The organism is Buchnera aphidicola (Eriosoma grossulariae) (assembly GCF_964059045.1).
GTDB lineage: Bacteria > Pseudomonadota > Gammaproteobacteria > Enterobacterales > Enterobacteriaceae > Buchnera_D > Buchnera_D aphidicola_A.
This window is the reverse complement of record NZ_OZ060402.1, coordinates 549,188-567,764: the sequence shown is the minus strand read 5'-3', so window position 1 is coordinate 567,764 and position 18,577 is coordinate 549,188. Positions and strand designations below refer to the sequence as shown.

Annotated in this window: 17 protein-coding genes, 2 tRNA genes and 1 pseudogene; 12 read left to right on the top strand and 8 right to left on the bottom strand. The window is 19.9% G+C overall.

Annotation, left to right across the window (positions count from 1 at the left end):
* The first annotated feature begins 271 nt into the window (after positions 1-271).
* The 9 genes from AB4W51_RS02525 (at position 272) to dut (ending at position 9,054) form a co-directional block, all read left to right on the top strand.
* Positions 272-1,183, top strand: a complete 912-nt coding sequence (locus tag AB4W51_RS02525; protein ID WP_367676554.1) for an SPFH domain-containing protein — start codon at positions 272-274, stop codon at positions 1,181-1,183.
* 146 nt (positions 1,184-1,329) lie between these two features.
* Positions 1,330-2,145, top strand: a complete 816-nt coding sequence (gene hflC, locus AB4W51_RS02520) for a protease modulator HflC (RefSeq protein WP_367676553.1) — start codon at positions 1,330-1,332, stop codon at positions 2,143-2,145.
* 159 nt (positions 2,146-2,304) lie between these two features.
* The gene (locus AB4W51_RS02515; RefSeq protein ID WP_367676552.1) at positions 2,305-3,609 is read left to right on the top strand and encodes an adenylosuccinate synthase; all 1,305 of its coding nucleotides are present in this window, start codon (positions 2,305-2,307) and stop codon (positions 3,607-3,609) included.
* A gap of 284 nt (positions 3,610-3,893) precedes the next feature.
* Positions 3,894-6,077 carry a ribonuclease R gene (gene rnr, locus AB4W51_RS02510; protein WP_367676551.1) on the top strand — a complete coding sequence of 728 codons (2,184 nt, stop codon included), beginning with the start codon at positions 3,894-3,896 and terminating at the stop codon, positions 6,075-6,077.
* Between the two features lie 293 nt (positions 6,078-6,370).
* Positions 6,371-6,769, top strand: a complete 399-nt coding sequence (rpsF, locus tag AB4W51_RS02505; protein WP_367676550.1) for a 30S ribosomal protein S6 — start codon at positions 6,371-6,373, stop codon at positions 6,767-6,769.
* A gap of 84 nt (positions 6,770-6,853) precedes the next feature.
* Entirely contained in the window at positions 6,854-7,081 is a 228-nt protein-coding gene (gene rpsR / locus AB4W51_RS02500; RefSeq protein WP_367676549.1) for a 30S ribosomal protein S18, read from the top strand.
* Between the two features lie 38 nt (positions 7,082-7,119).
* Positions 7,120-7,566 (top strand): 50S ribosomal protein L9, encoded by a 447-nt coding sequence (rplI, locus tag AB4W51_RS02495; protein WP_367676548.1) that lies wholly within the window; start codon positions 7,120-7,122, stop codon positions 7,564-7,566.
* A gap of 98 nt (positions 7,567-7,664) precedes the next feature.
* Positions 7,665-8,414, top strand: coding sequence for a 3'(2'),5'-bisphosphate nucleotidase CysQ (gene cysQ, locus AB4W51_RS02490; RefSeq protein WP_367676547.1), 750 nt, complete (start codon positions 7,665-7,667; stop codon positions 8,412-8,414).
* A gap of 175 nt (positions 8,415-8,589) precedes the next feature.
* A complete protein-coding gene (gene dut / locus AB4W51_RS02485) occupies positions 8,590-9,054 on the top strand; it encodes a dUTP diphosphatase (RefSeq protein WP_367676835.1) in 465 nt (154 codons plus the stop codon).
* 126 nt (positions 9,055-9,180) lie between these two features.
* On the opposite strand, the gene AB4W51_RS02480 is transcribed toward dut, so the two are convergent.
* The 3 genes from AB4W51_RS02480 to AB4W51_RS02470 form a co-directional block, all read right to left on the bottom strand.
* On the bottom strand, positions 9,181-9,666 hold the full coding sequence (locus AB4W51_RS02480) for an Hsp20 family protein (protein WP_367676546.1): 486 nt from the start codon (positions 9,664-9,666) through the stop codon (positions 9,181-9,183).
* 163 nt (positions 9,667-9,829) lie between these two features.
* Positions 9,830-10,483, bottom strand: a complete 654-nt coding sequence (pyrE, locus tag AB4W51_RS02475) for an orotate phosphoribosyltransferase (protein ID WP_367676545.1) — start codon at positions 10,481-10,483, stop codon at positions 9,830-9,832.
* A gap of 105 nt (positions 10,484-10,588) precedes the next feature.
* Positions 10,589-10,661: transfer RNA gene (locus AB4W51_RS02470), tRNA-Ile, on the bottom strand.
* 1,117 nt (positions 10,662-11,778) lie between these two features.
* Between AB4W51_RS02470 and AB4W51_RS02465 the strand changes: the two genes are divergently transcribed.
* A tRNA-Asn gene (locus tag AB4W51_RS02465) sits at positions 11,779-11,854 on the top strand.
* A 96-nt stretch (positions 11,855-11,950) separates the two neighbouring features.
* Positions 11,951-13,368: pseudogene (sbcB, locus tag AB4W51_RS02460) on the top strand (exodeoxyribonuclease I).
* Positions 13,369-13,430: 62 nt separating this feature from the next.
* Here sbcB and AB4W51_RS02455 read toward each other — a convergent pair.
* Together AB4W51_RS02455 and mutY are read right to left on the bottom strand one after the other, a co-directional pair.
* The gene (locus AB4W51_RS02455; RefSeq protein WP_367676834.1) at positions 13,431-13,670 is read right to left on the bottom strand and encodes an oxidative damage protection protein; all 240 of its coding nucleotides are present in this window, start codon (positions 13,668-13,670) and stop codon (positions 13,431-13,433) included.
* 27 nt (positions 13,671-13,697) lie between these two features.
* Entirely contained in the window at positions 13,698-14,726 is a 1,029-nt protein-coding gene (gene mutY, locus AB4W51_RS02450; RefSeq protein ID WP_367676544.1) for an A/G-specific adenine glycosylase, read from the bottom strand.
* Positions 14,727-14,867: 141 nt separating this feature from the next.
* Between mutY and trmB the strand changes: the two genes are divergently transcribed.
* A complete protein-coding gene (gene trmB, locus AB4W51_RS02445; protein WP_367676543.1) occupies positions 14,868-15,590 on the top strand; it encodes a tRNA (guanosine(46)-N7)-methyltransferase TrmB in 723 nt (240 codons plus the stop codon).
* Positions 15,591-15,623: 33 nt separating this feature from the next.
* On the opposite strand, the gene hemW is transcribed toward trmB, so the two are convergent.
* From hemW to gshB, 3 genes are all read right to left on the bottom strand, one after another.
* Positions 15,624-16,775: a radical SAM family heme chaperone HemW gene (gene hemW, locus AB4W51_RS02440; protein ID WP_367676542.1), complete on the bottom strand. Its 1,152-nt coding sequence runs from the start codon at positions 16,773-16,775 to the stop codon at positions 15,624-15,626.
* A 225-nt stretch (positions 16,776-17,000) separates the two neighbouring features.
* Entirely contained in the window at positions 17,001-17,408 is a 408-nt protein-coding gene (ruvX, locus tag AB4W51_RS02435; RefSeq protein WP_367676541.1) for a Holliday junction resolvase RuvX, read from the bottom strand.
* A gap of 118 nt (positions 17,409-17,526) precedes the next feature.
* Positions 17,527-18,480, bottom strand: a complete 954-nt coding sequence (gene gshB / locus AB4W51_RS02430) for a glutathione synthase (protein ID WP_367676540.1) — start codon at positions 18,478-18,480, stop codon at positions 17,527-17,529.
* Between the last annotated feature and the right edge of the window lie 97 nt (positions 18,481-18,577).

The following is an 18,577-nucleotide window of genomic DNA, read 5'->3' as shown; positions in this document are numbered from 1 at the left end:
TTTTATTTAATTTATATTTTTCATGAATAGAATTAATATTCAAAAATAATATGAACAATTTAATTTATTAACTTTTAATATGAATGATTAAAATAATTTATATTTTCATTTTATATAAAAATATAAATTCTTACAATTTACAATAAAAATTTAAGAACAATAATATTTTATTTATTATTTTGATATATTTTAGAATAGTTTTAAAATAAATTTTAATTTTTTATTAGATAACTTAATTTATAATTAATATACATAATAAATGGAGTATTAAATGCCTTGGAAAAAACCAAGTAATAATCAATCAAAATTAAATCCGTGGAATAAAAAGAATAAAAAATTTTATGAAAAAGTAACAAAAATAAAATTAATATTATTTAATTATTTTAAAAAATTATTATTTATTGTTTTTTTCAATAAAAATAAAATTCATATTTTTAAAAATATGAAAATATATAATAGATTATATGGTTTAATATTTTTTATTAGCATTTTTTTTATTTTTTTTTGGGTAATTAACAGTTTTTATTTTATTAAATCTAATCAAAAAGCAATGGTCGTAAAATTCGGCAAGTTTAGTTATATATTAGAACCTGGTTTATCTTGGCAGCCTAAATTTATTAATAAAGTATATGTTATTAACATGGATTTAATAAAAAAATTTATGTCTTCAGGTATTGTATTGACAATTGAAAAAAATATCATTAAAACAAAAATGCAAGTAGAATATAAAATTAACAATCCTGTTCAATATTATTTTTTTGTTGTTCATCCTGATCATATTATTCAACAAATTTCAGATAGTGTATTAAATAATTTGTCTAATCATATTAATATGAATGATGTGCTTATTAATCATTTTAAATCTTTAGAAATAGATATAAAAAATAAAATTCAAAATATTAGTAATTTTTATAAATTAGGAATTGAAATTACAGATGTACATTTTTTAAAAATATTATTACCAAAAATTATTTATAAGAATTTAAATTCAGTGATCATTTCTAAAATTTATAAAAAAAAATGTATTTATGATGCAGAGCAGTATTCAAAACGATTATTAGACATAATTTATAAATATGAAAAAAATATTTTACAAGAATTTGAATCTTATAAAATACGTAAATTAATAGAAATTCAAGATAAAATATATCGATTATCTATAATTAATATTATTAAAAAATAATTGATTATATGAATAATATATTAATGAAATTAAAATTTTTGAAATAAAATAAGATTTATATAATAAATTATATTGATAATAATAAAGTTATTTTATTATTTTAGTTTTATTATTTTTTTAATAATTTTATTTTTATAGAGGATTTAATGAACATAAATAAATTTTTTTTTTCTTTTTGTTGTGCTTTTTTTATATTATTATATTCATCTTTATTTATTGTTAATGATGGTCATAAAGCAGTAATATTACAATTTGGTAAAATTCTTAAAGATAATAATCAAAATATCATTTTTTATTTTCCTGGTTTGCATATAAAAATACCATATTTAGAATCTATAAAAATATTTGATTTTAGAATGCAAAATACAGATAATTTAGGAAAATGGTTTATAACTAAGGATCAAAAGAATATATATGTTGATGCATGTATGAAATGGAAAATTATAAATTTAAATCAATTCTATGCTTTTAGTTTTAATAAAGATAAAAAAAATATAACAAAATTATTAAAAGATTATTTAAATAATTTTTTATATAATACTATTAGTCATTTAAATTTAAATGATATTAAATTAGATTCATTATCTTTATTTAGTATAAAACAACCATTTTTGTTACCATTAAAAATAAATGAATTAAAACAATGTATAAATAAAAATATTAATCAAAAATTTATTTTTAAAAATAATGATATAAATATATTAGGAATACAAATTATAGATATTAGAATTAATAATATAATTTTTAATGAAAGTTATTTTAATTCAATTTTATTAAGCATGAATAACAGATTGAATCATATGATTGATTATTATCGTTTAAGTGGTGTAGAAGAAGCTGAAAAAATAAAATCATTGACTCATATTCAAGCTACTAGAATTTTAACAATGGCTAAAAATAAATTAATATTTTTTAAAAAAATTGTTAATTTTAAATTTAATCAGATATTTTTTTCTTCTTGATCTATTATTTAATTTTTATTTTGATTTTAATGAATATAATTAAAAATAATTTATAAAATAAATATTATTTATTGATCAATGGATCTCATATATTTATATATATAAAATTAATATTTTTGTATATAATAAAATAATAATTTTATATAAGAAAGATAACTAATGGGTAAAAATATTGTTATTTTAGGAACGCAGTGGGGAGATGAAGGAAAAGGTAAGATCATTGATCTTTTATCTCCTTATGCGCATTATGTTGTTCGTTTTCAAGGTGGTCATAATGCTGGTCATACATTAGTTGTTAATGGGCATAAGACCATTTTACATTTATTACCTTCTGGATTACTACATGAACATGTCATTGGTATTATTGGTAATGGTGTAGTACTTTCTCCAGTGGATTTGATGAATGAAATAAACATGCTAAAAGAACAAGGAGTATGTGTTAAGGATAGAATTATTATTTCTGAAGCTGCTCCATTATTATTATCGTATCATATTGCTATGGATAAAGCTCGTGAAAAAATTATTGATAAAAATATTAATTTAGTTATTGGAACTACTGGTCGAGGTATTGGTCCAGTTTATGAAGATCAAGTAGCTCGTCGCGCTTTACATATAGGTGATTTAAAAAATATCAAATGTTTTTCTACTTATTTAAAAAAAAATATTGATTATTATAATTTTTTGTTATCAAACTATTATCATGAAGAAACTATCAATTATGATAATGTGATAAAAAATATTTTAGAAATTCGTAGTGATTTATTATCTATGACAAAGGATGTTCCAGAAATATTAAATATGGCTTGTAAAAATAATCATACAGTTATATTTGAAGGAGCTCAGGGGACATTCCTTGATATTGATCATGGTACTTATCCATATGTTACTTCTTCTAATTGTACTGCAGGTGGAGTTTGTTCTGGTTCTGGGATAGGTCCTCTTTCAATTAATTATATCCTTGGAGTAACAAAATGTTATACTACTAGAGTTGGGTTAGGTCCTTTTCCTACAGAATTATTTGATGAAATTGATTTACATTTTTTTAATGTAGGTAAAGAGTTAGGATCTAGTACAGGGAGAAGAAGACGTACAGGTTGGTTAGACATTGTTGCATTACGTCGATCAATCAAAATTAATTCTTTATCCGGTTTATGTATGACAAAATTAGATATTTTAGATGGATTAAAAAACATAAAGATTTGTATTGCTTATAAATTATCTAATGGAATTGAAATTACAAATACACCATTTTGCATCAATGATTGGAATGATTTAACACCTATATATAAAACCATTCCTGGTTGGATGGAAAGTACTGCAGGTATTAAATCATTTAATTTATTACCTTTAGCAGCTCAAAATTATATTTTAGAAATTGAACGTTTAGTTGGAATTTCTATTGATATGATTTCTACCGGAGCTGATCGAACTGAAACAATTATATTAAAGAATCCTTGTATTTAAAATATGATCTTTTTTTAATATTGATTTTTGTATGGTAAAATAATTTTTTAATACAATGTTTATTTATATATTTTATACATAAAATTTAATTTTTTTAAAATTTTAATATATTTATATTTTATATATTGAACTTTATTTTTTAATGTATATGAATAATAATAATTATTATGCATATTTTTATTCAAAGTAATTATTTTAATATTGATATATAAAAATGTTACATAACATAGAAATATTAACTATTTTAAAATTAAATAGTTTATGGTTTTTAAATTGGAGTTTGTATGAAGGCAGTACCTTTTTGCCAAATTAAAATAGATGGTAAAAAAAAAAATATTATACCTAATTCAGAATTTATATATTCATGGTTACATGAACATAAGAAACTAATCAGTAGAAAAAAATTAGAATTAATTTTTAATATTGATACTAAAAATAATCGAATAGCTTTTAATAATAAATTAAAAACTATGGAAAAAAATGGAAAAATTGTATCAATGTCTAATGGTTTATATACTGTTCCAGATTTATTAAAACTTGTTTCTGGTCAAGTAATAGGTCATCGGGATGGTTATGGTTTTTTAAGAACTAGTACATTTCAACAAGATATTTGGATTTCCATCAAAAATATGAAATCATGTATTCATGGTGATTTTGTTTTAGCATCAGTTTTTTTTATTCCCAAAAAAAACAAAAAAGAAGTACGTATAGTAAAAATATTAAAACCTAATAATAATATTATTATAGGTCGTTGTGAATTTAAAAAAAACCGATGTTTTGTTATTCCAAATGATAATCGTTTAGCTTTTGTTATATTAGTTAATAAAATAGAAAAAAATATTAAACATGGATCGATAGTTTCAGTAAAATTATTAAGACGTCCAATACAACAAACAGAGGCATTAGGAAAAATTTTAGAATTACTTGGTGATTCTATGAATATTCAGTTGGCTATTAAAATTGCTGTTCGTTCGTATAAGATTTCAAACTATTGGAATAAAAATATAATAAAAGAATTAGAATCTTTTAATATTTCAACATCTAATATTAATACTAAAGACCGCATTGATTTACGTTCAGTGCCATTTATTACCATTGACAGTCAAGATGCAAATGATTTTGATGATGCTATTTTTTGTAATCAAATAAATAATTCGATATGGAATATAAAAATTGCTATTGCTGATGTTAGTTATTATGTTCAACCAGGTACAGAAATTGATAAAGAAGCTCAAAAAAGAGGAAATTCAATTTATTTTCCTTCTTGCACTATTCCAATGTTACCTGAAAAATTATCTATGAACTTATGTTCTCTATTACCTAATTTAGATAGATTAGCTTTTATATGTGAAGTTCAATTATCTCATACAGGTCAGATACTTTCTTATCACCATTATGAAGCTGTAATCCGTTCTCATGGAAAAATGACATATTCTGAAGTATATAAAATATGGCAAGGTGATAAATTATTAATGCAGAAATACAATTATTTATTAGTTGAATTAAATCGTTTAAAACAATTACATCAATTTTTATATGCTTCAAAAGAATTTAATACAGGAATTGCATTTAAAATTATTGAACCTAAAATTTTATTAGATTCAAATGGTAAAATTAAAAATATTTATTGTCGATATAATAATGATGTACACAAATTAATAGAATTTTGTATGATTATTGCAAATTCAGTTGCTTCTATATTTTTGAAGAAATTTAAAGAACCCACTTTGTTTAGAGATCATGATCCTCCTAGTATTAATAACATTGATAAATTAAAAGTAATATTAAAAGAATTAAATTTAAATTGGCCAGATAAATCTGTTCCTACTGCTTTACAATACAATCAATTATTAAATATTGCTTCTCAAAGGTTAGATTATGATGTTATTCAAATAATTTTACTACGTTCCATGAAACCGGCTTTATATGATTCTCATAACCGAGGTCATTTTGGATTATCTTTATTTTCCTATACACATTTTACTTCACCTATTCGTCGATATTCAGATTTACTGTTGCATCGTTCTATAAAATATTTATTAAAAAAAAATAAAAATGACTTTAGTAAAAAAAATTCTTTAATAGGTAGTTTTCATTATACTAATATAGAAATGAAAAAATTAGGATTGATATGTTCAAAAAGTGAAAGATGTTCAGATGAGGCTGTTCGAGATGTGCTTGATTGGTTAAAATGTGATTTTATGTTTAATAAAATTAATCATTCTTTTTATGGATTTATTATTAGTATTACTAATATGTATATTTTTATTCGTTTGAAAAAATTTTTAATTGATGTAGTTTTGAATATTGCATCTTTAGATAATGATAAATATATTTTTGATGCTAAAAGATGTGTTTTAGTAGGTCAAAAAACAGGATTAAAATATCATTTAGGTGATGTATTAAAAGTTTGTATTAAATCTGTTCATATTTTGCAATCGAAAATAGAAGTAGTTCTTTTACGATAATTTTGTTACATTATAAAATAATAATATTAGGTATGTTAAAAATAGAAAAATAAAATATTATAATATAAGTATATTAATATAGTATATTAATTATTTTAATATTATTTTAAATAATTATATGTATAATATATAATAGACATTAAATCTGAATAAATTTTAACTTTTAAATATATTTTAATTTTTAATTTAATTAGTATATTTTATATATACTATTATGATTGATTTTTACATTAATTAGATATCATTAATATATTATTAAAAATAGAAAAATATTTTTGAGGGAACCATTAATAATGCGAAATTATGAAATTTTAATCATGATTCATCCTGATCAAAGTGAAAAAGTACATAGTATGATTGATCAATACAAAAAGATAATTGCCAATCAAAAAGGAAAAATCTATCGTCTCGAAGATTGGGGAAAGCGTCAGTTAGCTTATTCTATTAATAAATTACATAAAGCACATTATGTATTAATGAATATAGAAGTACAATCTAGTGTATTGCAAGAATTAGAAAAAAATTTTAGATACGATGATGCTATTATTAGAAATTTAATTTTATTAATGAAAAAGCCAATATCAGAATCTTCTCCTATGTTAAAAGCAAAAGATGAAAGAAAAGAAAAAATAGATGAACTAAATCATTTATCAATATTAAATCCAGCTGATAAAATAAATATTACATTATAAATTAATTATATATCAATACATACTGTTTTTTGATTAATCTGAATAAAATTATATTTAAATTAAGTGATCAAAGGAGAAAAAATTATGGCACGTTATTTCCGTCGTCGTAAATTTTGTCGTTTTACCGCAGAAGGAATAAAAGAAATAGATTATAAAGATATTTCTATGTTAAAAAATTATATTACTGAAAGTGGGAAAATTGTCCCCAGTCGTATTACTGGTACTCGAGCAAAATATCAACGTCAATTAGCAAGAGCTATTAAACGAGCTCGTTATCTTTCTTTATTACCATATACAGATCAACATCAATAATTTATACAAAATATCAAAAAGAATAAATAGGTATATATATGCAAATAATTCTGTTAAAAAAAGTAGATAAATTAGGTCAAATAGGTGAATTAATTTATGTAAAATCTGGTTATGCTCGTAATTATTTAATTCCTACAGGTAAAGCAATGATAGGAAATAAAAAAAATATTGAATTATTTGAATTGAAAAAAACACAAATGGAAGCAAAGAAAAATCATCAATTAGCTTTATCAAAACAAAGGGCTGAAAAAATTATTAAAATCGGTTTAATTAATATTTTAGCTAAGTCAGGTGAAGAAGGCAAATTATTTGGTTCTATTGGTTCTCGAGATATTGCTGATCATATTAGTTCTTTAGGTATTACTGTTAACAAGAACGAAATTAAATTACCAAATGGATTATTAAAAAATATAGGCATTCATGAAATTATTTTTCAACCTCATTTTGAATTATTAATTCCGATTAAAATTAATATTGTTTCATAGTTTAAAAATATATTTTTTATTTATTAAAATATTTTTTTAATTTTAAATTTATATATAAATTTATTGAATAATTAATTTTAATATTATAAGGAATAATTATGTTAAAACAATTGTCTTTTTTAATTATTCAAGCTGGACATGAAATAAAAAATATTTATGAAAAAAAAAATTCTTTGAATATTTTTTATAAGATTGACCAATCTTTTGTAACTAATGCAGATTATATTTCTGAAAAAATTATTATTAAAGGATTAAAAAGATTAACTCCAAACATTCCTATATTATCTGAAGAAAATAATTTAGATATTCAAGATTGTATATCTTGTTCTAAATATTGGTTAATTGATCCTTTAGATGGAACTAAAGACTTTATAAATAATTATTATGAATTTACTGTAAATATTGCTCTAATTGAAAAAGGCATACCTGTTTTAGGTTTTATATATGCACCCATGTATAATACTCTTTATTATACTTGGGAAGGAATATCATGGAAAGAAAAAGATGGAATAAAAAAAAAAATAATGGTTATAGATCAGAATCCTCCTACTATAGCTATTAGTCGTTTTCATAATGATATTGAATTAAATAAATATATTTCTACTATTAATAATGCTAAAATAATTAAATTAGGTTCTGCGTTAAAGTTTTGTTTATTAGCAGAGGGGAAAATACAATTATATCCACGTTTTGGTCGAACTGCAATATGGGATATTGCAGCTGGTCATGCTATTATTTCAGCTGCTGGTGGATTTTTACGTAGTATGATACCAGAAAAAAAAATAGATTATATAATATCTTCTAAAAAATCTATTTTTAATCCTGGTTTTATTGCTTCAGTTTTATAGATTATAACATAATATTTATATAATTATTTCACATAAAAATATATTGATTAAAAAATCAATGCATTTATATTAAAAAGTATTTAATATTAATTAATATTAATTCATAATATTAATGATATATCATTTTATTTGTGTATGATTGTTTAAAGAAATCATAATTATTTTGATAAAAATTATAATGAAAAAAATTGATTTTATAGTATTAGATTCACGTATCGGTAAAGATTTTCCTTATCCTCAATATACAACTAATGGATCATCTGGATTAGATCTAAGAGCATGTATTCATCAAGACAAAATTTTTATTCCTAATGAAACAAATTTATTACCAACAGGTATAGCTATACATATATTAGATCCATCTATCACAGCAATGATTTTGCCGCGTTCTGGATTAGGTCATAAGCATGGAATTGTATTAGGGAATTTAGTTGGATTAATCGATTCTGATTATCAAGGAGAATTGTTTGTTTCTATTTGGAATCGTAGTCAGAATGCATTTACTATTATGCCAGGAGATCGAATAGCACAAATTGTTTTTCTTCCTGTGATTCATGTAGAATTTAATTTAGTAAAAAAATTTGATGATCATACAAGTTTAAGAAAAACTCATGGTTTTGGTTCTTCAGGTTTAAAATAATATATTTTAAACATCTTGATATATTATAAAAATTATATAGCCCTTATATATTTTATATATAAGGGCTATATAATTTTTATAATATATCAAGATGTTTAAAATAATATATTATTAATATTTAAATTTTTATTGATTATTTTCAATTATTTTTTGTTTTTTATTTGTATCTTTAATAATTATTTTTTTTGGCTTTTCTTCTTCAGGTATATGATATTCAAATTGTATATTCAATAAACCTCTAGATAACTCTGCTTCTTTTACTTTTATTCTATAATTAAGATTAAAATTTATAGAAAAATTATTTTTTTTTAATCCTTGATGTAAGAATTTAATCTGTTCTTTAGATTCATTTAAATTGTCGGTATTTTTTTTACCAACAATGGAAAGTTGATTTTTATGTACAGATATTTCTAATTCTTCTTCTTTGTATCCCGGTATACTAATAGTTAGTTGATAAAAATTATCGTTTTTTTGTATTAAATCATAAGATGGAATATCTGAAATTGGTTTTTCACCAGTAATAGTACTAAACATTTTATCTATTTGATTAAATCGATCAGAAAAAATATTATGACTTAGTTCTGGAATAAGAGAAAATGAACGGTATGACATGTTATTCTCCTCATTTAACATAATTAAAAATATTTATTGATTATTTTTAAATTAAAATAATTTTTATAATTTATACTTTAATTATTGGGTTTATTTTTTTTTTTTCAATATTATTTTTTTAAATATATTTTATTTGTTCAATTTAATTGATTAACAAATATTTTTATTTGACTCCATATTTTTTTGTATAATTTATTAATTTTTTAATATTTAAGGATATTTTTTTTTCTTCAATCATAAATTTTATTACATCTTGTATAGTGATAATAGAAAAAATTGGAAAAAAATATCTATTTTTGATTTCTTTGATAGAAGATATATTGTTATATCCAATTTCATTACGATTTAAAGCGACAATAGTGGCAGTAATTATTATTTTATTTTTAATTTTTAATTTAATTTGTTCAACAGCATTACAAATAGCGGTTCCTGCAGTGATAACATCATCAATAAGAACAACATTTTTTTTTGGATAATATCCTACAATTTCATCATATTGACCATATTTTTTTTTTTCTTTTCGATTAAAAGAATATGGAATATTTAAATTATAATTTTTTTTAAGTGATATACAAGTAGATACAACAATAGGTATACCTTTGTATGCTAATCCTAATAAACTATCAAAATTAATGTTATTATTAATAATTAATTTAGCATAAAAATAGCCTATTTTTTTTATATCATTTCCGGTATAGAAAGATCCTGTATCAAAAAAATAAGGACTAATACGACCTGATTTTAATTTAAAATTTCCAAATTGTAATGCTTTTTTTTTTAAAGAAAAATCAATAAATTCTTTTTTAAAATCTAACATATGTTTCAGAATCCTTTATTTTGTATAATCAAAAAGATAATAAAAAAGAATAATTATTTTTCTTTAATAACATGTATATTTATATATATTCATAATTAATTTTTTTGGCCCTTGCTGGATTTGAACCAGCGACCAAACGATTATGAGTCGATTGCTCTTACCACTGAGCTAAAGGGCCTTATTAAATTATATAATAAAACAATTTTAATTAATAATCTAGTAATCTTTTATACTGTAAATATAATATTTATATATTTTTATCTTATAAATATTAAGATTAAGTAATAATTTTTCTTAGAATTAAAAATTAATTTTATTTTTAAATTATTATACTAGTATTTATAAAAAATTAATTTTATATTTTTAATTATTTAATACAATTAGTCAAATAATAATTAATTCGAATAATAGAACGATAATTTTTATATTATATTTTAATAAAAATATTTTTTTGTTTTAAAAATAAAAAAAAATAGTAATAAAAACAACTAAAAAAATATATTTTTATTAAATATTTTTTATAATAATGTTAATTGGAAATATAAATTAAAATATTAATTTTTATTTTTCAAAATTTGATTTCTAAATTCATCAGTTATTGATGATCGTTAATAACATATAAAAATAATCATTCCTCATTATAAATTATTTGAATATTGATATTTTTATTATTGAAAAAAATTTTATATTAAAATTTTTATTTTTATTTAAATATATTGGGCTAAAAAAGATATATTTTTTTTTAAAAAATTATAATTTAAAATTGATAAAAAATTTATATTTAGTATTTATATTTTAAAAATTGTTTTGATGACAAATTGATTTCAATTTAATAATAATGATTATTAAAAAAATTAATTTTATTGTTTTTAATCAATTTTAAAAATTTTATATATAAACATATAATGTTAATTATTGTAATATATTTCAGATTATTATTTTAATGAAATTAATCAAAATGAGATTCAAAATATCAATTGATACTTAAAATTGATTAAAATAAATAATAATTCATTGCATGAATATTTGAATTTATAATATTTTTTTATAATAAATATTTTACTTTTTTAATTTTGATTTATAAAAAATTAGATGATATATATGAATAACTTTATTAATTTATTAATATTATTTTTTTAGATGTATACAAATATTTATTGTAATTTTATTTTATTATAAATTAATATTAATATATTATGGATGTAATATACTTAATTTATTATAAATACTATTTAAAAAAAAAGATATGTACTTGACTTTTTAATTAATATTTGTTATATATTTTATCTTTAGATTCCCCTGTAGTTCAGTTGGTAGAACGGCGGACTGTTAATCCGTATGTCACTGGTTCGAATCCAGTCGGGGGAGCCAATATTAAAATGAATAAAAATATAATATATAGATAGTTTTTAAAAGTATATAAAATCAATTTATTTTATTAAAATATTTATTTAAAAAATTAGTTCAATGAAGAATACAAAATATTTTCTTTTTTATGATTATGAAACTTTTGGCACACACACTGCTATAGATAAAATAGCTCAATTTTCTTGTGTTCGTACTGATTTAAAATTTAATATTGTTGATCAACCAAAAATATATTATTGTATTCCTCCTTTGGATTATTTGCCAGATCCAGATGCTATTATGATCACTAAGATTACTCCACAAGATATATTTTTAAATAATGGTATAAAAGAATATAATTTTGCAAAAGAAATTTATAATATTTTTTCACAAAGTAATACATGTATATTAGGATATAATAATATTCAATTTGATGATGAGATGACGAGAAATTTATTTTATCGTAATTTTTTTGATTCTTATGAATGGTCTTGGAAACGAAACAATTCTAGATGGGATATTATTAATGTTTTAAGAGCTTGTTATGTTATTTCTCCAAAAAATTTTATTTGGCCTAAAAATGAATTAGGTTTTTCTGTTTTTAATTTAAGTAAATTTACTGCATTGAATAATATTAAACATATTCAAGCTCATAATGCATTATCAGATGTATATGCTACTATATCTGTTGCTAAATTATTATATGAAAAAAAAACAAAATTATTTAATTTTTTATTTTTATTAAGAAAAAAAGAAAATATATTAAATTTAATTAATTATCCAGAGTTAAAATTGTTAATTTATATTTCTAATGTGTTTGGATCAAAAAATAATAATATGAGCATTATTGTTCCAATTATTTGGCATCCTAAAAATATCAATTCTTTAATTTTTTTTGATTTAAAAAAAAATATTTTGTTTTTATTAAATTTATTTAAAACAAAAAATATCAATGAAATAACTATAAATCAATTATTTTTATATGGAATAAATTTTTTATATATTAATAAATGTCCTGCTTTATTTAATGAATCTATTTTTCAAAACAAAGATTATATTCGATTATCTATAAATAAAAGATTTTTATGGAGTAATTTTTATAACTTAAAAAATAATATAAATTATTTAAAAAAAAAATCTTTAATTATTTTTCTATTCAAAAATTATGTGTTTTATCTAAAAATGTTGATTTACAACTTTATAATAATTTTTTTTCAGCAACAGATAAAAAATACATGCAAATAATACATTCTTCTACTCCTGAAAAATTATGTTTTTTGAAATTAAAGTTTCAAGATAAAAGAATTAATAATTTATTATTTAAATTTCGTGCAAGAAATTATTTTTTTAGTCTAAATAATTTTGAAAAAATTTTTTGGACTAAATATTGCAATCATGTTTTAAATAATGAATATTTTAAAAAATATCAATTAAAATTAACAAAATTATTAAAATTATATCAAAATGATGATGATAATAAAATTTTATTAAAAAAAATATTCGAATATTTTAAATATATTTTAAATATACATCATTAATATGAAATAATTTATTTTTAATTTTATGTAATTTGATAGTTATGTTTTTTAAAATTAAATATTTATTGTTCTTTAGAAAATAAAAAATTAATCATGATTTTTTTTAATTGATTTCTATCTTGTTCATTTATCATATTGAGTTTTTTTTCATTAATTATTTTTGTTTGTTCATTTAACCAATTCTCCCAAGCTTGTTTAGAAATTTGATTGAAAATTTTTTTACCAGTTTTACCAGGATAAACTTGAAATTTTAATCCTTCTAATTTTTTTTTAAAAAATTGACAATAAATAATTCGATTGATATTGTTATTCATAATAATTATCTTAATTTATTTTAATTGTTTTAAAAGACTATCAATAGGTTTTGGAATACCAATTGATTGAGGGTTAAATAATTTATACCATATATTAGATTTTTTTTTTAAAATTTCTTTTTTTGATTTAATATTTATTATATTGATGTTTATTTTTAAAGAGTAATTACTTAATATACAATGAATTGATTTTAATTTAATTGTTTTTTTATAATCTAATTGATTTTTTTTAAACCATATTAACATTTCTGTTTTTTTTTCAAACATAGGTAAAATAAATAAAGAATTCCATAAATTATAAATTTTATTCATTTCTAAAAAAATAGAATCTTTGTATCTTATAATAGTACATAAAAAAGTTTTATTAATTTTACTTTTTGTATTTTTTTTTATTTTATAATTTAACCATATTTGATTTTTATAAGATAAACATAAGTAATTTAATGGACATAAATGGCATTTTGGTTGTTTAATAGTACAAATTAAAGACCCTATATCCATTATAGCTTGGTTAAATTTATCAGTGTTATAAATTGGTGTAATTAATTCAATTATTTTCCATAGTTTTTTCTCTGAATTTTGATTTTTTATATATTTTTTTATTAGATAAAATCTTAATAATACTCTTTTTACATTACTATCTAAAATAGAAAAATATGATCCTAATGCAAATGATAAAATAGCTCCAGCAGTGGTTTTTCCTATACCCGGGAAATTAATAATTACATTAAAATTATCAGGGAAAATACCGTTATATTTTTCCAAAATAATTTTAGATGTTTTATGTAAATTTCTTGCCCTAGTATAATAACCTAAACCACTCCAAACATACATAATATTTTTTAAAGAACTATTTGCTAACGTTTTTATATTTGGAAACGTTTTTATAAATTTTTTAAAATATGGAACAACAATTTTGACTTGTGTTTGTTGTAGCATAATTTCTGATATCCAAATATTATATAAATTTTTTTGTTTTTGCCATGGCAGATTTTTTCTACCAAAAAAATGAAACCAATTTAATACTAATTGCGAAAAAATCATAAAATATCTCATTTATTTTATTTAATATCGTACATCATATCAATCAAAAATTAAAAAATTGAATGTAAATATATATTTATATTTTTCAATAAAATATATATAGTTTAATAAAAGATTAATCTATTATTCAGGTTTGATACTATGTTGAACAGAGATTCGTTTATTCAAAAATATTTATTTCAAAGTTCTGGGTTGTTTACTACTCCTTTATCAACTTCTTGTCGAGGTCGATTAACTAAATCTCATACAACATCAATTAAAAATTATTTTTCAATTTTTGGTATAAGTTTTCAAAATCAATTAATTAATTTTGTAAAAATATTTAATCGTAATGCACCATTAATTTTAGAAATCGGTTTTGGAACAGGAGAAAATTTAGTTAATATGGCTTTAAATCATCCAGAAAAAAATTTTTTAGGAATAGAAGTATATTTGCCAGGTATTGCTTCTTGTCTTAATCAAGTATATTTACTGAATATAAAAAATTTAAAGATTATTTGTTATAATGCAGTAGATGTTATAAATAATATGATTTCAAATAGTCAATTATATCAAATTAAAATATTTTTTCCAGATCCATGGCCTAAAAAAAAACATCAAAAAAGAAGAATGTTACAACCTGATTTTTTATTTTTACTTTCTCAAAAATTAATTAAAAATGGTATTTTACATATTGCAACAGATTGGAATAATTATGCATATGATATCATTAATTATATAAAAAATATTGATATTTATGTCGATCAATCATTTAATCAGGCTTATGCAGATATAAAAAAATCGAGAATAATAACTAAATTTGAAAAAAAAGGACAAATTTTAGGACATAAAATTTTTGATTTATTATTTCAGAAGAAAAACTAATTTTATATTTGTTTAAAATTTTTATATCTTTGATCAAGATTGGTTAATATTATTTTTTATAAATATTTCTAGTAAATTGTTTAAAAATAATTTTCCCTTTTTTGTTGTTTCCCAATGTGTATGATTTTTTTTAAGATATTTTTTTAAAACTGCATCATTTATTTCATTTTTAATGTCAATAGGATTTAATCCGGTTAATTGTGAAAAATGTTTTTTAGATATTGGTTCAAATATTCTAAAATGATTTATAAAATATTCAAAGGCTCGCTCTTCTGGTTTTATGAATGTTATTTTTTCAATATATTCACCATTCATAAAATTAAAAATTTGTTTTTTTTTAATTATTCTAATTATATCTCCATTTTTTTTAGTGATTTTACTATGTGCTCCGCATCCTATTCCTAAATAATCACCATAACGCCAATAATTTAAATTATGTTTACATTGATATCCTGGTTTAGAAAATGATGATATTTCATATTGTTGGTAACCTGATTTTTTTAATAATTGATTACCATATTTAAAAATATTCCATGATATATTTTCTTTAGGCAAAATAGGTTGATTTAATTCAAATAATGTATTTGGTTCTATGGTTAATTGATACCATGAAATATGTGTGGGATTATATTGAATAGTTTTTTCTATATCTAATATACCAGTATTTATAGATTGTTGAGGTAATCCATACATAAGATCTAAATTTAAATTAATAAATGGAATATTTTTTATAAAGTTCATAATTTTATAAATTTCCATGTCAGTATAATTTCTTCCTATTTTTTTTAATAAATTTTTGTTAAAACTTTGAATTCCAATTGAAATTCTATTAATTCCAGCATTGCAATAATCTGGAATATATTTTATTTCTTGAATGTTAGGATTCATTTCTATAGTAATTTCAGCATTTTTTAAAACAGGAACAATATTTTTAACATCTTCTAGCAATTTTTTTATGATTTTCGGATGAATTAAACTAGGTGTTCCTCCTCCTATATAAATACTACATATAGTTCTATTTTTTATTAATTGTATATTTTGTTTTAAATCTTGCAATAAATGAAAAATATATTTTTTTTCTGGAATTTCTCCTGTGGTAGGATAAGAATTAAAATCGCAATAGGGACATTTTTTTTTACACCAAGGAATATGAATATATAAACTAAGTGATGGTATTTTAATCATATTTTTGTTTTATTTTATATAATTCATGAATAATAAATTGAAAAATAATATTTTTAAATAAGAAAAATGTGATATTTTAAATATATATAATAAATTATTTTTCAATGATAAAAATATATTTATATATATAAAATATATTTTATTTGTTTTTTTTTTATTAAAAATATTTTTAAGAAATAAATATATTTTTATTATGAAATTATGAAATGAATAATATTAATTTAATTAATTATTATTCAGCCAACTTTCTAAAATAATCATAGCTGATATAGAATCAATTTTATTTTTTATTAGAGATTTAAATCCATAACGTTGAAATAAAATTGATTTTGCTTCTATAGTACTAAGTCTTTCATCTTGTAATTTTACGGGAAAATGAAATTTATTTTTAAGATTTTGAGCAAATATTTCTGTTCTGTAAGTAATTTCTTGTTTGCTTCCATCCATATTTAATGGTAATCCTACTATAATAATCATAGGATTCCATTCAAATAATATTTTTTTTATTATATCCCAATTTGGGTCTCCATTTTTTGATGGAATAGCAGTTAATGGTTGAGCTGTAAGAGTAATTTTTTGTCCTACAGCTAATCCGATATTTTGAGTACCAAAATCAAATGCTATTATAAACATAATATTTTTTTATGATATTTCCATTCAAATGAATTAACTAATATTAAAATTATTATAGTTAATATATTATATTAGTAAAGAATGATTTATATGTATATAAAATATATATATTATATTTTTATTTTTTAAATATTTTTTTTTCTATAGATTGAAATATTAACTCGGTTATAGATTTTTCATATTTAGATTGAATTTCGCATATTCCTGTAGGACTAGTAATATTGATTTCAGTTAATTTGTTTCCGATAACGTCCAATCCTACTATTATTAGTCCTTTTTTATTTAATATTGGCGATAGTATATTGACAATTTTCCAATCATTTTCAGTCAGTGGTTGTATTTTTCCTATCCCCCCAGCTGCTAAATTTCCTCTAGTTTCACCTATTTTTGGAATTCTTGCTAAACATAATGGAATTGCTTTTCCATTAATCATTAATATTCTTTTGTCACCATATTGAATTTCTGGAAGATATTGTTGCACTAAACAATAATTATTATTTTTCTTTGTAATGGTTTCTAAAATTACTGATACGTTTGGATCATGTATAGTTACACGAAAAATTGAGTCTCCGCCCATAGAATTTAGTGGTTTCAAAATAATATCTTTATTTTGAACTAAAAAATTTTTAATTTTTTCAATTTGACTAGTAACTAAAGTTTTTGGTGTAATAGATGGGAACCAAGTTGTATATAATTTTTCATTACAGTCTCTTAAACTTTTAGGTTTATTAATAACTAAAGTACCTTCTTGTTCGGCTCTTTCTAAAATATATGTTGCATAAATAAATTCCATATTTACAGGAGGATCTTTTCTCATAAATATAACATTTATATTGGATAATAAAATATTTTCTTCTTTAATAAAATTAAAAAATTTTTTTTCTTTTTTTTGAATTTTTAAAATACGTGTTCTTGCATATGCTTGGTTATTTTTTAAATATAAATCTTTTAGTTCCATATAATAAATTATATATTGTCTTTTTTGTGCTTCTAATAACATTGCAAAACTAGAATCCTTTTTAATATTAATATTATTAATAGGATCCATTACTATACCAAACTTTATTTTCATAGTTTATATTTATATTGTAATAATTAAAATTAATATATTGTATTTTTATTTTTTATAATAACAATATTAATATTTTTATTATAAAAAAATGTTTTAT

Bases quoted from the DNA above. Each gene is read 5' to 3' on its own strand.
- rnr (WP_367676551.1), top strand. From the start codon at position 3,894: ATGAAGGCAGTACCTTTTTGCCAAATTAAAATAGATGGTAAAAAAAAA.
- AB4W51_RS02515 (WP_367676552.1), top strand. From the start codon at position 2,305: ATGGGTAAAAATATTGTTATTTTAGGAACGCAGTGGGGAGATGAAGGA.
- AB4W51_RS02480 (WP_367676546.1), bottom strand. From the start codon at position 9,666: ATGTCATACCGTTCATTTTCTCTTATTCCAGAACTAAGTCATAATATT.
- hemW (WP_367676542.1), bottom strand. From the start codon at position 16,775: ATGATTAAAATACCATCACTTAGTTTATATATTCATATTCCTTGGTGT.
- pyrE (WP_367676545.1), bottom strand. From the start codon at position 10,483: ATGTTAGATTTTAAAAAAGAATTTATTGATTTTTCTTTAAAAAAAAAA.
- ruvX (WP_367676541.1), bottom strand. From the start codon at position 17,408: ATGTTTATAATAGCATTTGATTTTGGTACTCAAAATATCGGATTAGCT.
- trmB (WP_367676543.1), top strand. From the start codon at position 14,868: ATGTTGAACAGAGATTCGTTTATTCAAAAATATTTATTTCAAAGTTCT.
- gshB (WP_367676540.1), bottom strand. From the start codon at position 18,480: ATGAAAATAAAGTTTGGTATAGTAATGGATCCTATTAATAATATTAAT.
- hflC (WP_367676553.1), top strand. From the start codon at position 1,330: ATGAACATAAATAAATTTTTTTTTTCTTTTTGTTGTGCTTTTTTTATA.
- rpsR (WP_367676549.1), top strand. From the start codon at position 6,854: ATGGCACGTTATTTCCGTCGTCGTAAATTTTGTCGTTTTACCGCAGAA.
- cysQ (WP_367676547.1), top strand. From the start codon at position 7,665: ATGTTAAAACAATTGTCTTTTTTAATTATTCAAGCTGGACATGAAATA.
- mutY (WP_367676544.1), bottom strand. From the start codon at position 14,726: ATGATTTTTTCGCAATTAGTATTAAATTGGTTTCATTTTTTTGGTAGA.
- rplI (WP_367676548.1), top strand. From the start codon at position 7,120: ATGCAAATAATTCTGTTAAAAAAAGTAGATAAATTAGGTCAAATAGGT.
- rpsF (WP_367676550.1), top strand. From the start codon at position 6,371: ATGCGAAATTATGAAATTTTAATCATGATTCATCCTGATCAAAGTGAA.
- AB4W51_RS02525 (WP_367676554.1), top strand. From the start codon at position 272: ATGCCTTGGAAAAAACCAAGTAATAATCAATCAAAATTAAATCCGTGG.